A 15,561-nucleotide genomic window follows, 5' to 3' on the forward strand; every position below is an offset into this window, starting at 1 on the left:
TGGTGGGCGCCGGGGCCGCAGGCATTCCGTTCACCGGCTGACCGTCGGTGCGCGTCCCGTCGAGCGCCGAATCGCCGGACGCGCCACGTGAACGCCCTCCCGGACCGGACTCACTCGTAGCGCAGGCGCAGTGACTCCCGTTCGGCCTCCTCGATCTGGTCGACGGTCAGGCCCGGCAGGTCCAGCTGGGCCAGGGTCACCTCGGCGCTGGTCGGCTGGGCGTCGGCGGGTACCCACTGCTCCGGTTTCCAGGCGCCGGCGCGCATCAGTGACTTCGGGCAGTGCGGATAGACCTGTTCGACCTGCACCACGATTGCCGTGACCGGCGGTTTGCCGACGGGAGTGAGCCGGGCGAGCAGCTCCGGACGTGCCGAGACGCAGGCGCGGCCGTTGACCCGCAGCGTGGTCGGGCGGCCGGGAATGAGGAAGAGCAGTCCGACGCGTCCGGTCCGCAGCACGTTGTGCAGGGTGTCGAGTCGCTTGTTGCCGGTCGCGTCGGGGATGACCAGGGTTTGCTCGTCGAGCACCGAGACGAACCCGGCCGGGCCGCCGCGCGGTGTCACGTCCGCCCGGCCCTCGGCGTCCGCGCTGCCGACGAACACCAGTGAGGAACAGGCGATCAGCGCCCGGGTCTCCTCGGTCAGGCGGTCGGTCTCCTTGCGGAGCGCGTTCGGGTTCGGCTGCGGGTACAGCTCGCGCAGCTGGTCCGGGCTGGTGAGGGCGTCCGCCCGGAGGGATTCGAAGAGCAAGCCGGCGGCATCGGCGTCGATCATCATACGGACGACCCTAGAAGGTGACCTGGTGACCTGGGCCGGAAAACTGGAACGACCTCCTGCCCGAAGAACCTCCGACGCAGGTCACCGGGACGTGTCCGGGCGATCCTCGATGGCACGTGCTACGAGGCCGTGGATCATGAACTCCCCTGGTCCGCAGTTCTCCTTGAGGCGGGCGAGATCGCCGGGGCCGAACCAGTCGTAGGCGGAATGCTTGGACCATTCCAGCCTGGGGCGGTCCAGGTCGCCGTCGACCTCGACCAGGTAGTCGGCCTCGTGACGCAGGCCACCGCCGTCGTTCCCCGTCCAGGTCGTGGTGCCGAGCAACCGCCGCACGTGGGTCAGGCGCCAGCCGGTCTCCTCCTCGATTTCGCGTGCGAGAGCCGCCAGGAGCGTTTCCCCCTCCTCGACATGACCGCCCACGATGTCCCAGGCACCGGGAAACAGGCGACGGTCCGAACTCCGCTTCTGGGCGAAGGCGTGACCCTCCCGGTTGAGGATGACAGCACCGACGGTCCAGACCTCGTCCGCGCCGGGGGCGGGCACCTCGACACCATCGTTGACGGTGAACGACCGTTTGTGAGTGGGCATGACCGGTAGCGTAGAGCCGGCCCTTGCGCGGCTTGCCGGTTTCGGCGTGGTCGGTGGCAGCGAACAGCAGCCGGAGAGCGGGCCGCCAACGACGCGGACGTCAGCCGCCGTGCACCGTACCAACCGATCACGAACCAGGAGCGACACCATGGGGTGGGACAACCGCCGCGTCGTCATCACGGCCGCCGGACGGGACTTCGGGCGAACGCTGGCCATCCGCCTCGCGGACCTCGGCGCCGAGGTCTTCCTCTCGGCACGCCACCTCGCCGCCGCCCGACGAGTCGGCGACGAGATCCGTGACCGCGGCCATCAGCGGGTGCACGCCTTCGCCTGCGACCTGACCGACCCCGCCTCCATCCGCGACTTCGCTTCCGGTGTCGCGGAACACACGGACCGTATCGACGTACTCGTCAACAACGGCTCTCGCTACCTCGAAGGGCCGGACCTGCTGTCCGCGACCGACGCCGACGTCGTCGACACCATCGCCTCCGGCGTCACCGGCACCGTCCTGACCACGAAGAGCTTCCTCCCCCTCCTGCTCAACTCGGAGACACCGGATGTCGTGACGATGGTCTCCGCATGCGGAACACCGGGCCACCACCGGTCGGACGCGCACGACGCCTTCTACGCGGCCAAGAGCGCCCAGGCAGGGTTCACCGACATCCTCTCCAAGCGCCTGCGTTCCCAAGGAGTCCGGGTGATCTCGCTCTACCCGCCCGACTTCGTCAACCCCGACCCGCTCTCCGAGGAGTGGGAGACCACACCACGCGAGGCCGAGAGCGCCCTCACCGCGCACTCGCTCGTGGAGTGCGTCCTCTTCGCCGTCGCCCAGCCCCGCGACTGCTTCATCAAGGCGTTCCACTACGAACAGGTCTGACCCATGCGCCCGCATGTCGACGCACGACAACCGGCGTCAGGTCCGAAAGCCCACCGCCGATGGCTCCCGGTCACGAGGGCGTGCTCTTCTGCCTCCTCCTGCCGCCGGGCGCCGGCCCACCCGAATCGTTTCAGCGTAGGTGAAGGCGTCGGCCGACCGCCTCGACCAGTGTGTGATGGCTGCCGTCGGCGGCTGGTCCCATGACCCGGCAGCATCCGGCTCGCACGTGAGTTCCAGTCGCATGCGGATGGCGGGACGTCACTGCGCGCGTGATTGGTGATCGTGTACTCGACCGGCTTCCACCCGCCGTCGCGCCGCATCGTGGGAACGTCGTCTGCCGGCTGGTCGGGAGCAGTCGCCACGATGGTGAGAGCGGTCATGTCGATGCGCGGGTGCTCGCGGCCGAGGGCGTGGCTGCCGTCGCGCGCTGTGATGTCCACGGGGATGGCGGTGCCCTGCTCGGCAGGGCGTGCGTGCGGATCCATCCGCAGCGACGCCGGATTCTGACCAGGGAGGACATCCAGGGGGAAGGAGCCGGTGGCGTCGTGTGCGTGTGTGGTCGGCGTGACCGGACGCCAGGTGTGGATGCCGGACCTCTGCTCCAGTGTCGGCGGAGGGCCTTGGGGATCGGCGCGGCCGACACGGATGTGCACCACGGCGTCGCGTTCTGCCCGGCTGGTGATGTCCAGGCTCACCGTGGGGCGGGTTTCGGCGTCGTTGGACAGTGAGCTGTCGGGGCCGGCCGAGAACCGCCACGAGGGTGTGGCCGTCACGTTCTCCGGCATGGCAGGGCCGCCCCCTGACCGGTGCGGGCCGCTGTGCAGATGACTGCGGTGGTGACGCCCGCCCAACGCCGACTTCTCACCGTTCCCCCTTCGGCACGCCCTTGCAGGAACGAGTCTCCGACACTGTCCGGGGGGCGCGTTGCGCCACCCGACCGGCACAGGGCTCCCCCGCGCCCCTCGCCATGCCCTCGGCCGAACGCGAGTTGACCCTCCCCCTACGTCAGGCTCGAGGCTGTGTACCGACGAAAGGGCAGGTGGATGAGCTACTCCGTGGGGCAGCTCGCGGCCATGGCCGGCGTGACGGTGCGGACGCTGCACCACTACGACAAGGCGGGACTGCTCTCACCCGGCGAGCGCAGCCACGCCGGTTACCGGCTCTACAGTGAGGCCGACCTGGTCCGTCTCCAGCAGATCCTCTTCTACCGTGAGCTCGGCTTCCCGCTCGAGGAGATCGCCGCGATCTTCGAGGATCCGCAGGCCAACGCCCTGGAGCGGCTGCTTGCCCGGCAGCGGCAGCTGAACCAGGAGATCGCCAGGCTGCAACGGCTGGCCAAGGTGGCGGAACGGGCGATAGAGGTCCAGAAGACCGGGGTGCCCCTGACACCCGAGGAACGCTCCGAGGTCTTCGGTGAGATCACCTTCGACCTGAGCTATGCCACCGAGGCAGAGCTGAAGTGGGCGCACTCGCAAGGACAGCGCGAGGCGATGGCGCGCGCGACCGCCCACACCAAGGAGGACTGGCGCCGGCTCATGGGCGAGGCCGCCGCCTGGCGCGCGGAGTTGCTCGCGGCCTTCGACGAGGGGGAGCCGAGCGACGGCGAGCGGGCCATGGACCTCGCCGAGGAACACCGCTTGCACATCGCACGCTGGTTCACCTCCTGCCCGCCCGACATTCACCGGCGCATCGCGGACGATTTCGTCGCCGACTCGCGCGCGTTCGCTCTGGTCGTTCCGCCCTCGCAGCAACGGCCGGGCCTGGCCGCCTACACGCGTGACGCCGTCTACGCCAACGCGGCCCGTCACACAGGCGACGGCACCGATTCCGAGGAGGACCGATGAGGATCATGATCGCCGCGGCCGGATCGCGCGGCGACGTCGCGCCCTACACCGGCCTGGGCACCGAACTGCGCCGAGCCGGGTACGACGTCGCCCTCGCCGCCACCGACACCTTCGCGCCCCTCGCACGCGACGCGGGGCTGGAATTCCGCAGCCTGCCCGCCGACACACGCATGCGCGGCGGCGGCACAGGCAGACGTGAACTGATGCGCACCGCCGCCGCGTTCATCACCGAACTGGGGCAGGGCTTCGCCGACGTGGTGGACAAAGGCACGGACCTGCTCCTGCTGTCGACCACCACGGCCCCGCTCGGCTGGCACCTCACCGAGGCCACCGGCACACCGAGCCTCGGCGTGTACCTCCAGCCCACCGTGCCGACCGGCGACTTCCCACCCGTCGTGACCGGTTCTCGCTCACTGGGCCGACTCGCCAACCGGGCAACCGGACGCTTCGCGCTGCGGATGGCCGACCGCGTCTACGAACAGGCGGTCGCACAGCTGCGCCACCGCCTCCAGCTGCCCCCGGCCTCCCCCTCCGAGACGCGCCGACGACAGGAACAGGCGAACTGGCCCGTCCTGCACGGCTTCAGCACGGCCCTGGTGCTCCGCCCCTCCGACTGGCGCCCCGGCCTGGAAGTCGTGGGCAACTGGTGGCCCCATCACGATCCGGCCGAGCGGCTGCCGTCCGGCCTCGAGGACTTCCTGTCCGCCGGGCCCCGGCCCGTCCTCATCGGCTTCGGGAGCATGGCGTCCGGCGACGGGGAACGGCTGAGCGAGATCGCTGTGCGAGCCCTGCGCCGTGCCGGGCTGCGCGGCGTTCTCCAGGCCGGCAGTGCCGGACTCACCGCCGACGGGGACGACGTGCTCACCATCGGGGACGTACCGCACGCCCTGCTGTTCCCACGGCTGGCCGCGGTGGTCCACCACGGCGGAGCCGGCACCACCGCCGCCGCGTTGCGTGCCGGAGTGCCCGCGGTCCCCGTGCCGGTCACCGCGGACCAGCCGTTCTGGGCGAGGCGGCTCGCCGCCCTCGGAGCCGCCACCGCCCCCATCCCCTTCCGGTCCCTCACCGCCGAACGGCTGGCCGACTCCCTCGGCCAAGTAGTGAAGCAGCAGGCGCACAGCCGATCCGCCGCAAGAGCGGCACGACATCTGGCGACCGAAAACGGAGCACGGCGGACACTCGACGCCGTCCGGCGACTGACCGAGGGATGACACCCCGGGCTTCCGGACCACCCGACGCCGGCGGACACGAACCGACGGTGCAGGGCGCGAAACCTCAGGTCGGAGCCGTGCGGCCTGACGCGGTGCCGAAGGAGACGACGGGACCGGACGCGAACAGGAAGACGCCCGGCTGCATCGTTCGGCTGCCTGGTCCGGCAGGGCGATACCGGCCTCGTCGCCCTGAGCGCCCGCGGCGAGGATCACCACACCGATGATCCGGCCCAGCACATCCACGGCGAGTACCCGGACGACGAGGGCAAGGGCTTCGTCCCGCAACCGAAGCGGCGGGTGGTCGAGCAGGTCAAGGGCACCCTCATGCTGCACCGGCGCTTCGCCCGCGACCACGGCCACCGACCCGGCAACGCGGCCTCCCGCGTCCACTGCGCCTCCATCGCCGTCTCGCTCGCCGGACCCGCACCATCTGGCAGTACTGGCACGTCCCGGCTTTGTCGGGGCCGCTTCCCGCTCTCCCGGCACCTCCCGGTTCAGGCTGCCCTCAGCTTCGACCGGCATCGCCGGGCTCCTCGGCCTCAGGGGGCGACGCCGGCTGCGGGCCCCGTCATGAGGACGGGGCCCGCAGCCGGTCGCGCGTGGGACGGATGTCAGCCGCTGACGGTGATGTTCGAGCTGCCGCTGCTTTGGTAGCCCTCGGTCGCCATGACCATGTAGTACTTGAACTGGCCGAGGTTCATGCCCGCGCGGGCCCATGCGTCGAAGTGGTTGCCGGTGGTGATGGTGCCGGAGCCGCTGGTCACCTTCGACTGGCGGACGCTCCAGTACTGCTGGAACGTCTTGGTGCCCTCCACGGACGGGGCGTTGTTACGTGTCGTCACGTAGATGTCGTACGTGCCGCCGTCGCTGGTGACGGTGCCCTTCTTGGTGCCGGTGGGCCGGTAGCTGCCCCAGTTGTCGACGATGTAGTACTCGACCAGCGGGTTCGAGGTCCAGCCGTAGAGACAGCCGTAGCCGTTGCCCGACGGGTTGAAGTACCCGGTGTAACGGACCGTCCTGCGCCCGCCGTTGGCCCAGCCCTTGCCCGCGACGAAGTTGCCGCAGTTGGTCCACCTGGTGCTGTAGCTGCCGCCCCCGTTGAGGGTCATGGAGACCGAGCCGCCGCCGTCGGTCCAGAACGTGTAGTACATGCCGTCGGTACCGGTCTGGTTGGTGGTGATGGTGGTGGCGGCGTGGGCGGTGCCGGGCAGCAGGAGCCCGGACGCGGTGGCCAGCGTGGCGGCGCCGGCGCCACCGAGGAAGCCCCGGCGGCTCAGGCCGGGGGGAATGATCGTCTGCCGGGTCTGGTCCTGCTGCGTGCCGTCCTGGTGCATGCTGCTGTTTCCTTCCGATGAAGGCAGGTGGGGGACCGCGCGGCCTTCTGCCGCCCGGCGGCCTTGCATGGGACGCGACGGAGTGCCCGCCGTCGTGCGGTACCGGGCGACCGGGCCCCGTCGCGGGTCGCGGGGGACCGCGGTCCGCTGCTTCGGCGGCCTCAGTTTTCTGAGACTTTCATGACCCTGTCAATGCTTTCGGCATTCTTTCGGAAACATATCTGCGCTCACGGGAGTGTTTGATGGGCGCATATTGCCTGCTCAGACAGCTGATAGCATGGATCGACATGCGGCCCGAAGGGAGATTCGGACCAGGTCGGAACGCAAGTATGTACGGTCAATTCGAAAGTTTCGAAGGCGGGAGGAGGGTACTCCGGCGCTCCGCCCACCTGCCGAGGCCGGCAGGGGGCGGCGTTGTCGTGGACGGTTCCGCTTCAACGTGTGGCGATTTGCCCTCCGGGTCGAGTTCGCGGTGCAGTGCCGGGGCGGTCACGTCGTCCGACGCCCTCAGCAGTCGTAGGAGCGGGCCCGCCGCGCGGAGCGGCTGGCGGCGGACCACGACGTCCAGGGGGAAGATCTCGGCCGTCGTCAGACGGCGACCTTCGGCGGCGGCCTGGAGGGCGAGGGGTTCCCGGGACGTGGCGACCAGGTCGTAGAGGCCCTCGGCCATCCATTCCAGTACGCGCCCGGGTGCGCTGTCCCCGGGCGGCGGCAGGAATCCGCGTGCCGCGTCGAAGACGGCGGCCACCTGCCGTCCGCCCTCCCGGACCAGCCCGGAGAGGTCGCGCAACGCGAGCGGTCTCCGGGTGCGGGGACGGGTCGTCGGCCATGTCGCTCGCCCACATGGGCACTTCGACGATCGCCGTGACACCCCCCGTACCGCGCGGGTGCGCACCAGGTGGACAGCCCGATGTTCTCGGACCCCGCTGCCACCCGCTTCGACGCCGTGCAGGGAGCACTGGGGGAACGGCCGCAGTTCGTCGATCACGTCGAACAGGGCCTGGCTCTCGGGGAGTCGCCGCGGAACGATCGGTGCCCACTCCGGCTGTTCCGCCGTGACCGGGCGGAAGGCGCTGCGGTAGTAGTCCGCCAGGGTGGGGCCGGGGCCGGCCGTGGCCGCTTCGATGCCCTCGCTCAGCGCGGCGCCGTCCGGGGCCGGGCACAGGATGAAGTCCCAGGTGACGAGGGCGGGATCGGCCGCGGCGGACAGTCGCTCACCGTCTGCCGTCCACTCCGCCGGCGCCGGCGCGGTCACGGCACCGACCGGTTCGTCGGGGTGCGGACGGGCGGCCACCAGGACGTGGCGCGGCCCGTGTCCCACGGACAGCATCCGGATCGGGCGGCCCGCACGGGACGTCCCGATCCGGCGCGGGCGGCAGGTCCCCGGGAACCGGGTGGTCGGCCGTCCCGCCGACTCGGTGACCTCCCGGACCGTGAGGCAGCGGTCCGTCATGCGCGTCAGCGTTCGCTCACCGGGCCGGTGTTGTCAACGCCGACCGGTACCTGACGTCACCTCACGCCACTCAGGCGGGTTCCGGCTGTGGTTCCCGCTGCCGCTCCGGTTCGGCCGTCGTCTCCCACGGCGCGGTGGTGCGCACGTAGCCGTAGATCACCGAGACCGTCGCCAGGACGAGGAGAGGGCCGAACGCCCACGGGTGCTCGGCCATCCGCTGCGGCAGCCAGCGGTACGACGCCAGGAGCACGGTGAAGACCGTCGTGCCGTAGGCGACCAGCCAGGTGGCCGACCGGTCCCAGCCGCGTGCGAGCGAACGCATCGCCGCCTCGATCGTGAGCGCGAACACCACACCGGCGACGAGGTCCACGCCGTAGTGGTAGCCGAAGCCCAGCGTCGCCGAGAGGGTGGCGACCAGCCAGAACGTGCCCGCCCAGCGCATCGCCCGCGAGCCCTTGCGGGTATGGACGAAGAGGGTGACGGCCCACGCGGTGTGCAGACTGGGCATGCAGTTGCGCGGGGTGATCTCGTCGAACGGGACCGGGTGCGGGGTGCCGATGGACGGCAGCGTGTCCGGCCACAGGTGGCCCACCGCCCACTGGCCGCCGTCGGCGCCGTAGGCGTAGACCGGCCCGACGACCGGGAAGACCATGTAGACGGCCGGTCCGAGCAGGCCGATGACCAGGAAGGTGCGCACCAGGTGGTGGGCCGGGAAGCGGCGCTCCACCGCCACGTGGCGCAGCTGGTACAGCCCGACGAGCGCCGCCGCCAGCGGGAGCTGACCGTAGACCACGTGGAGAAGGAAGGGGCCGATCGGCTCCGTCGCCTCGACGATCCGGCCGGCCAGCCACGACGGGTCGCCCAGCGCGCGGTCGGCGAGCGCGACGTACGGGTCGAGCACCGTCGGGCGGGTCTTCGACGTGATGAGCAGCCAGGTGTCGCCCGTCTTGTGGCCGGCCACCAGGAGCAGGCCGAGGCCGGTGCCCTTCAGCAGCAGCAGGCGTTCCGGGCCGGTACGGCGGGTGACGGCGACGACCGCGATGCCCAGGACCACCCACAGCGCGCCGTTGCCGAAGTTCATCTCGGCGCCGGCCGCCCACCGCACCAGGAAGAAGACGACGTCGATGCCGATCGCCGCGCCCGCCGCGACGAGCCGTTGCCGCCAGGTGAGCACCACCATCGCCAACGCGAGACCGGCGTACAGCAGCGGTCCCGAGTCGGGGGCGAAGACCACCTCGCGGGCGTGGTGGGTGATCGGCCCCGGCAGGCCGTAGCGGCGCGCGGCGAATTCCAGGGCTATGAGGAATCCGAGGGTCGCGACACCCGCGGCCGCCCACAGCATCGCCCGCGGCTGACGTATGTGCGCCGGTATTCGGCTTGGTTCCGTTTTCACTGCCTGGTCTATGGGTGAAGATCGGGTGATCGGGTGATCAGGTGGTCGTCCTGAGTCCGCACATGCTAACGGCACCCTGTGGATCCGATGTGAGTCAGGGCCGCCCCCGCGCGGGCCGCGGCTGCCCCGTCGCCCGGCGGCACGCCTCCGCGTACCCCCGGACCAGGGGACGGGAGCCGTCCTCCGCCCGCCAGGCCAGGACGTACCGGCTCGGGGAGAGGCCGTGGACCGGGCGGGTCGTGACGCCGCCGAGGGTGATCAGAGGGGCGTTGCCCGCGGCCACCAGGCAGATGCCGAGGCCGGCGACCAGGGCCTCGTAGGTCTCCTCCGTGCCGGCGATCTCCGCGCCGACGCGGGGCGGGCCGCCGGGGCGTTCGTCGAGGGCGAGCCAGTGGTCGCGCAGGACGCCCGCGCCCGGGGGCAGCGCCAGGAACGGTTCGCCGGCGAGGTCCGCGAGTGTGAGGTCCGTACGGGCGGCCAGGGGGTGTGTCTCGGGGAGGGCGACCAGGCGCGGCTCCTCGGCGACCACCGTCCAGTCGTAGCGGCCGGCGTCGGGCAGCGGCAGCCAGACGAACGCCACGTCCGCCTCGCCGCCCGCGAGCCCCGCCGTCGGGTCCTCCCAGCCGACCTGCCGCAGCCGGACCGCGGCGTCCGGGTACGCGGAGGTGAAGCGGGAGCGGATCGCCGGGAGCAGGCCGCCGCGGCCGGGGCTGGTGCTCATGCCCACGACCAGCGTGCTGCGCTGGGCCGCCCGCGCCCGCTCCACCGCCGTGGCGGCCTCCTCCCAGCCCTCCAGTACGCGCCGGGCGTGCGGCAGCAGTGCCGTACCGGCGGCGGTGAGCGCCACGCCCCGCCGGTCGCGCCGGAACAGTTCGACGCCCAACTGCCGTTCCAGCGCGCGTATCTGCTTGCTCAGCGCGGGCTGTGACACATACACGCGCTCGGCCGCACGGGTGAAGTGCAGCTCCTCCGCCACGGCCAGGAAGTAGCGCAGATCCCGCAGGTGGACGTCCGTCATCATGCCCATCGGTTATCAGCCAAGGTCTTGGACGGTCAACCCGCCCCGGCGGCAAGGTGGTTCACGTAACCGAAGGGCAGTCGATACTCAAGGAGCCGGGATGAACAAGGTGTGGCTGATCACGGGCGCGAGCAGCGGGTTCGGGCGGGCGATCGCCGAGGCGGCCCTCGCCGGCGGCGATGTGGTGATCGGCGCGGCCCGCCGGCCCGAGGCGCTGGACGACCTGGTCGCCGCCCACCCCGACCAGGTGGAGGCGCTGCGCCTGGACGTCGCCGACGTCGAGGGCGCCGAGGCCGCGGTGCGGGACGTGGTGGCGCGGCACGGCCGGATCGACGTCCTGGTCAACAACGCGGGCCGGACCCATGTCGGGGCGTTCGAGGAGACCACCGACGACGAGCTGCGCGAGCTGTTCGACGTGCACGTCCTCGGCCCCGCCGCGCTGGTGCGGGCGGTGCTGCCGGGCATGCGGGAGCGGCGCTCGGGGGCGATCGTGCAGATGAGCAGCATGGGCGGGCAGCTGTCCTTCGCCGGTTTCGCGGCGTACAGCGGAACCAAGTTCGCGCTGGAGGGCATGTCGGAGGCGCTCGCGGACGAGGTGCGGGAGTTCGGCGTCAAGGTGCTGATCGTCGAGCCGGGGGCGTTCCGGACCGGCCTGTTCGAGACGAGCAGGGCCGGGGTCAGCCCGGACAGCGGCCTTTACGCCAAGGTCGGCGAGACCCGTTCCGCCGTCGCCGGCGGTGACGGCACCCAGCCCGGTGACCCGGCGAAGGCGGCGGCCCTGATCCTGGCCGCCCTGGAGGCGGAGGACACCCCCTTGCGGCTGCCGCTCGGCGACGACGGCGTCGGCGCGGTCCTCGGCCACCTCGACCAGGTCCGTGTGGAGGTCCTGGCCTGGGAGAAGCGCGCCCGCGCCACGGCCTTCGACGACTGACGGCACCCGCTGCCGCGCCCGACCCGTACGTGCGTACGGGGCCCCGCGGGAAACCTCCGCCGAGACGGCCGACGGCGCCCGGAAACCGTGCGTCAGCGGTGACGCGGGGTGGGACGCCGGGCGGCCGGGCGCCGCGGTTCCGGCTTCGGGGAACACCGCTCACCCACGGACTCCCGTCCGACGGGGGGCGACCCGGGACGGGGCCCGTCACCTGCGCCTACGATGCGGCTCGTGTCCATACCTCCGCCCCACGGGCCCCCGCAGGAACCTCAGGGCCCGCAGGGTCAACACCCTGCTCCCCAGGACCGGATCCCGTATCCGCCGCCGCAGTTCACCTACGGCGGCGGGCCCGGTCTCGCGCCGTACGGGCTCTACGGGCCGTACGGTCCCCGGCCGCCGGCCGTCGTCAACGGTGTCGCCGTCGCCGCCCTGGTGTTCGGCGTGCTGTGCCTGGTGCCGGCCGTCGGGCTGGTGCTGGGGCTGGTCGCGCTGCGGCAGATCGGGCGGCGGGGGGAGCGGGGGCGGGGGATGGCGATCGCCGGAACCGTGCTGTCGTCGCTCGGGCTCGCGCTGTGGGTGACGGCCCTCGCCTCCGGTGTCCTGGCCGACGTCTGGGAGGGCGTCAAGGACGGGGCGCGCGGCAACAGCGTCCTCGCCCTGGCCAAGGGCGAGTGCTTCGACTCGCCCGGCGGGCTGGAGGGCTGGGCCGCCGACGCCGACCGGGTGTCCTGCGCGCGGGAGCACGACGGTGAGGTCTTCGCCGTCGTCCGCCTTCCCGGCGACCGCTATCCGGGCGACGACAGCCTCACCGGCACCGCCGACGAGCGGTGCTACGACCTCCGGGACGCCTACGTCATGGACGGCTGGGCGCTGCCCGCCACCGTGAACGTGTACTACCTCGTCCCGTCCCGGGAGAGCTGGCGCTTCGGCGACCGCGAGATCACCTGCGTCTTCGGCGACCAGGACCCGCGGAAGACCCTCACCGGGTCGCTGCGCCGGGACGGGACCACCCTCGACGCGCACCAACTGGCCTATCTGGAGGCCGAGGCGGTCCTCGACGCGGTGCTGGACGAGGCCCCCGGGTCGGAGTACCCCGAGGACGACCTGCCGGGGCACAGGGAGTGGGCGGCGGAGGTCGCGGACGCGCTCGCCGAGGAGACCCGGATGCTGCGTGCGCACGAGTGGCCCGCCGGTGCCGAACAGGCGGTGGGGGACCTCGCCGCCGACCTGGAGGAGGCGGAAGGGGCGTGGGCGAAGGCCGCCGGGGCCGACGACGCGGACACGTACATCGAGCACGCCGACGCGGGCTGGGACGTGACCGACCCTTACGTCTCGGTCACCGCGCGCCATGCCCTGGGGCTGACCTCCACGCCACCCGAGTACGACGAGGAGGTCGAGCGCGACACCGGCGACGGCGGAATGAAGGTGTGAGGGCCGCCATAGCGGGGAGAAAGTGCCTGCGTAAAGCCCTCACCCGGCAGATGTCATCACATCGAGTGATTCTCTGGCCTTCGCTTGCCTGGGACAACCTACGGTTGCCACGCTGTTGCTGTCTGTACAACCTGATGGGAGCGGCCCGTGACATTCGGTGAGCAGCCGGCGTACCTGCGTGTCGCGGGCGATCTCCGCAAGAAGATCGTCGACGGCCGACTGCCGCCGCACACGCGGCTCCCCTCCCAGGCGAGGATCCGCGAGGAGTACGGCGTCTCGGACACGGTCGCGCTGGAGGCGCGCAAGGTCCTCATGGCGGAGGGGCTCGTCGAGGGCCGCTCCGGCTCGGGGACGTATGTGCGCGAGCGTCCGGTGCCCCGGCGGGTGGCCCGCTCCGGGTTCCGTCCGGAGCGGGGGGCCACGCCATTCCGTCAGGAGCAGGCCGACGCGGGCGTCCGGGGCACCTGGGAGTCCAGCAGCGAGCAGGCCGAGGCCCCCGGCGCCGTCGCCGAGCGGCTCGGCATCGAGCCCGGCGACCGTGTGATGCGCACCAGGTACCTCTTCCGGGAGGCCGGCGAGCCGATGATGCTCTCCACCTCCTGGGAGCCGCTCGCCCTCACCGGCCGGACCCCCGTGATGCTGCCCGAGGAGGGGCCGCTCGGCGGCATGGGCGTCGTCGAGCGCATGCGCGCCATCGACGTGATCGTGGACAACGTCACCGAGGAGGTCGGCGCCCGCCCCGGCCTCGCCGAGGAACTGGTGCTGCTGGGCGGCGTCCCCGGGCATGTCGTCCTGGTCATCGAGCGCACCTACTTCGCCTCGGGCCGGCCGGTCGAGACCGCCGACGTGATCGTCCCCGCCGACCGCTACCGGGCCGCCTACCACCTCCCGGTGAAGTAGCGAACCCGGCGGGACGGGCCCGCCCACCCCGCCGCTCCCTCCCCGGAGGCGATCCGCCGCACCCCGGCCCTCGGCGCTCCCGGCGAAGCCCCTCACGCCCCCGGGGAAACCCGCTCCTCGGCCCTCCGTGCTCCCGCCGAGGCCCTCTCCAGATGATCCTCGTGCGCCTTCGCGCGCCCTTCCGCGCCCCCGGTTCGTCTCCGCCCCGGCGCGTCGCCCGTGGCGTCGTCGCCCCCGTGCCGTAGCAATCTGGCCGTTCTCCCAGGTCGCCCCCGGAGCGCGGTGTGCCGGGCGGTGTGCCGCTGACCGGACGTGTCGGCCTTCCCGCACGGCGCGTCCGCCACCGTGCGCCCCCTGCGTTCTGGCTGGTTGCGTGCCTCTTTGTGAAAAGGCGTATTCGCTCAGTGAAGGTAAGGCGTAGGCTCGGGCATATGCGGACTGGGGTTTCCTTATCGGGCGGGGCGCGGCACCGGTCGCGGACGGGAAGTGGAGGGGAGCGATGAACGACGGCACGGTGACTCTTCCCTGGCTCGTCGTACGTCAGGACGACAACGGCAATCGCTACCGAGTGGGCAGGTACGCGACCCGCGCCGAGGCCGAGAGGATCGCGGACAGCCTCGACGGGCGCGGACACAAGCAGCTCTACTGGGTCGAGCGGATCGGCCAGAACGGAACGTCCGCCGACTGACCCCGACCGCCGGCGGGCCCCTGCCCGCACCTCCCGTAGGCTCCGGCGCATGAGCGAGCGGATCGTGGTGGTCGGTGCGGCCCTGTGGCACGAGGGGCGGCTGCTCGCCGCCCGCCGGAGCGCACCCGCCGAACTGGCCGGGCGCTGGGAGCTGCCCGGCGGCAAGGTCGAACCGGGCGAGACCCCCGAGGCGGCCGTCGTGCGGGAGCTGCGCGAGGAACTCGGGATCGACGCCGAGGCCGTGGAGCGCGTCCCGGGGGAGTGGCCGCTGCGGACGCCGTACGTGATGCGGGTGTGGACCGCGCGCCTGCGCCCCGGCTCCGCCGCACCCCGGCCCCTGGAGGACCACGACGAGCTGCGCTGGCTCGCTCCCGGCCGGATCTGGGACGTCGACTGGCTCGACCACGACGTGCCCGCCGTCCGCGACACCCTCACGCACCTCGGCCTCCGGGAGGGCGTGTGAAGCGTGAGTCCGGCGTGCAGAGGCGGAGGTGACGGTGCGTGGGCGCCTTTCCGCGCCGCTCGTGCCACGATGCGCCGTCGGGCGCGGTACTCCGTCCGGGATATCGGGTATGTGCCCATTAACCCCATGAAACCGGACATGGACGGACTCCCTCGGCGGGGAAGTGATCCGCGTGAGCGACACCGACGGCGACCACGCCGCGTGGACCTTCTCCGCGGACCCGGGAACCGTGCGCGCCGCCCGCCGCGCCGTCCGTGACCAACTGCGCCTCTGGGACCTCGACAGCGTCGGCGACCTCGCGGCCCTGCTGGTCAGCGAACTGGTCACCAACGCCCTGCGGCACGCCACCGCCCCCGTCGGCGTACGCCTGACGCGCCCCACGGACCACACCGGTGTCCTCCTGGTGGAGGTCTCCGACCCCCTCCCCGAGCCCCCGCACGAACGCGCCGCCCGGCCCGAGGACGAGGGCGGACGCGGGCTGCAGCTCCTGGCCTCCGCCTCCCGCCGCTGGGGCACCCGGGCGGGTGCCGCCGGCAAGACCGTGTGGTTCGAACTCGCGGTGCCGAGATGAGGGATCGCACGCCCGTTCACGGTGTACGCGCCCGCCACTTCCGTCGAGTGACCGGTCGAGGGCTGTGGAGGTTGTCGAAGAGG

Annotated in this window: 14 protein-coding genes and 2 pseudogenes; 10 read left to right on the plus strand and 6 right to left on the minus strand. The window is 72.0% G+C overall.

Features of this window, described 5'->3' with window-relative positions; genetic code table 11:
• Positions 1-110 precede the first annotated feature (110 nt).
• Complete coding sequence (locus ACFV5H_RS20840) at positions 111-776, minus strand: MSMEG_1061 family FMN-dependent PPOX-type flavoprotein (RefSeq protein ID WP_385196586.1); 666 nt, start codon at positions 774-776, stop codon at positions 111-113.
• An 81-nt stretch (positions 777-857) separates the two neighbouring features.
• Complete coding sequence (locus ACFV5H_RS20845; RefSeq protein ID WP_385196588.1) at positions 858-1,364, minus strand: NUDIX hydrolase; 507 nt, start codon at positions 1,362-1,364, stop codon at positions 858-860.
• A 148-nt stretch (positions 1,365-1,512) separates the two neighbouring features.
• On the opposite strand from ACFV5H_RS20845, the gene ACFV5H_RS20850 reads away from it, so the two are divergent.
• From ACFV5H_RS20850 to ACFV5H_RS20865, 4 genes and pseudogenes are all read left to right on the plus strand, one after another.
• On the plus strand, positions 1,513-2,241 hold the full coding sequence (locus tag ACFV5H_RS20850) for an SDR family oxidoreductase (RefSeq protein ID WP_385196590.1): 729 nt from the start codon (positions 1,513-1,515) through the stop codon (positions 2,239-2,241).
• A 1,043-nt stretch (positions 2,242-3,284) separates the two neighbouring features.
• Complete coding sequence (locus ACFV5H_RS20855; protein WP_385196593.1) at positions 3,285-4,085, plus strand: MerR family transcriptional regulator; 801 nt, start codon at positions 3,285-3,287, stop codon at positions 4,083-4,085.
• A complete protein-coding gene (locus ACFV5H_RS20860) occupies positions 4,082-5,296 on the plus strand; it encodes a nucleotide disphospho-sugar-binding domain-containing protein (RefSeq protein WP_385196595.1) in 1,215 nt (404 codons plus the stop codon). The genes ACFV5H_RS20855 and ACFV5H_RS20860 overlap by 4 nt, the downstream gene beginning before the upstream one ends.
• A 249-nt stretch (positions 5,297-5,545) precedes the next feature.
• A pseudogene (locus ACFV5H_RS20865) lies at positions 5,546-5,728 on the plus strand (IS5/IS1182 family transposase); the annotation flags it as partial.
• A gap of 179 nt (positions 5,729-5,907) precedes the next feature.
• Here the strand turns inward: ACFV5H_RS20865 and ACFV5H_RS20870 are convergent.
• From ACFV5H_RS20870 to ACFV5H_RS20885, 4 genes and pseudogenes are all read right to left on the minus strand, one after another.
• Complete coding sequence (locus ACFV5H_RS20870) at positions 5,908-6,630, minus strand: glycoside hydrolase family 11 protein (protein ID WP_385196598.1); 723 nt, start codon at positions 6,628-6,630, stop codon at positions 5,908-5,910.
• A gap of 460 nt (positions 6,631-7,090) precedes the next feature.
• Positions 7,091-8,083 (minus strand): annotated as a pseudogene (locus tag ACFV5H_RS20875) (hydroxylacyl-CoA dehydrogenase); the annotation flags it as partial.
• Between the two features lie 70 nt (positions 8,084-8,153).
• On the minus strand, positions 8,154-9,425 hold the full coding sequence (locus ACFV5H_RS20880; RefSeq protein WP_385196681.1) for a phosphatase PAP2 family protein: 1,272 nt from the start codon (positions 9,423-9,425) through the stop codon (positions 8,154-8,156).
• Positions 9,426-9,570: 145 nt separating this feature from the next.
• Positions 9,571-10,503, minus strand: coding sequence for a LysR family transcriptional regulator (locus tag ACFV5H_RS20885; RefSeq protein WP_385053220.1), 933 nt, complete (start codon positions 10,501-10,503; stop codon positions 9,571-9,573).
• A gap of 91 nt (positions 10,504-10,594) precedes the next feature.
• Between ACFV5H_RS20885 and ACFV5H_RS20890 the strand changes: the two genes are divergently transcribed.
• The 6 genes from ACFV5H_RS20890 to ACFV5H_RS20915 all read left to right on the plus strand — a co-directional run bounded on the left by ACFV5H_RS20890 (position 10,595) and on the right by ACFV5H_RS20915 (position 15,478).
• The gene (locus ACFV5H_RS20890) at positions 10,595-11,425 is read left to right on the plus strand and encodes an SDR family NAD(P)-dependent oxidoreductase (RefSeq protein WP_385196600.1); all 831 of its coding nucleotides are present in this window, start codon (positions 10,595-10,597) and stop codon (positions 11,423-11,425) included.
• A gap of 231 nt (positions 11,426-11,656) precedes the next feature.
• A complete protein-coding gene (locus tag ACFV5H_RS20895; RefSeq protein ID WP_385053213.1) occupies positions 11,657-12,856 on the plus strand; it encodes a DUF4190 domain-containing protein in 1,200 nt (399 codons plus the stop codon).
• A gap of 147 nt (positions 12,857-13,003) precedes the next feature.
• Positions 13,004-13,756 carry a GntR family transcriptional regulator gene (locus ACFV5H_RS20900; RefSeq protein WP_385196602.1) on the plus strand — a complete coding sequence of 251 codons (753 nt, stop codon included), beginning with the start codon at positions 13,004-13,006 and terminating at the stop codon, positions 13,754-13,756.
• A 499-nt stretch (positions 13,757-14,255) separates the two neighbouring features.
• On the plus strand, positions 14,256-14,444 hold the full coding sequence (locus ACFV5H_RS20905; protein ID WP_030859980.1) for a hypothetical protein: 189 nt from the start codon (positions 14,256-14,258) through the stop codon (positions 14,442-14,444).
• A gap of 49 nt (positions 14,445-14,493) precedes the next feature.
• Positions 14,494-14,907: a (deoxy)nucleoside triphosphate pyrophosphohydrolase gene (locus ACFV5H_RS20910; protein WP_385053207.1), complete on the plus strand. Its 414-nt coding sequence runs from the start codon at positions 14,494-14,496 to the stop codon at positions 14,905-14,907.
• Positions 14,908-15,070: 163 nt separating this feature from the next.
• On the plus strand, positions 15,071-15,478 hold the full coding sequence (locus tag ACFV5H_RS20915) for an ATP-binding protein (protein ID WP_385196604.1): 408 nt from the start codon (positions 15,071-15,073) through the stop codon (positions 15,476-15,478).
• Positions 15,479-15,561 lie beyond the last annotated feature (83 nt).

The sequence above is a fragment of the Streptomyces sp. NPDC059787 genome (assembly GCF_042732315.1).
GTDB lineage: Bacteria > Actinomycetota > Actinomycetes > Streptomycetales > Streptomycetaceae > Streptomyces > Streptomyces atrovirens.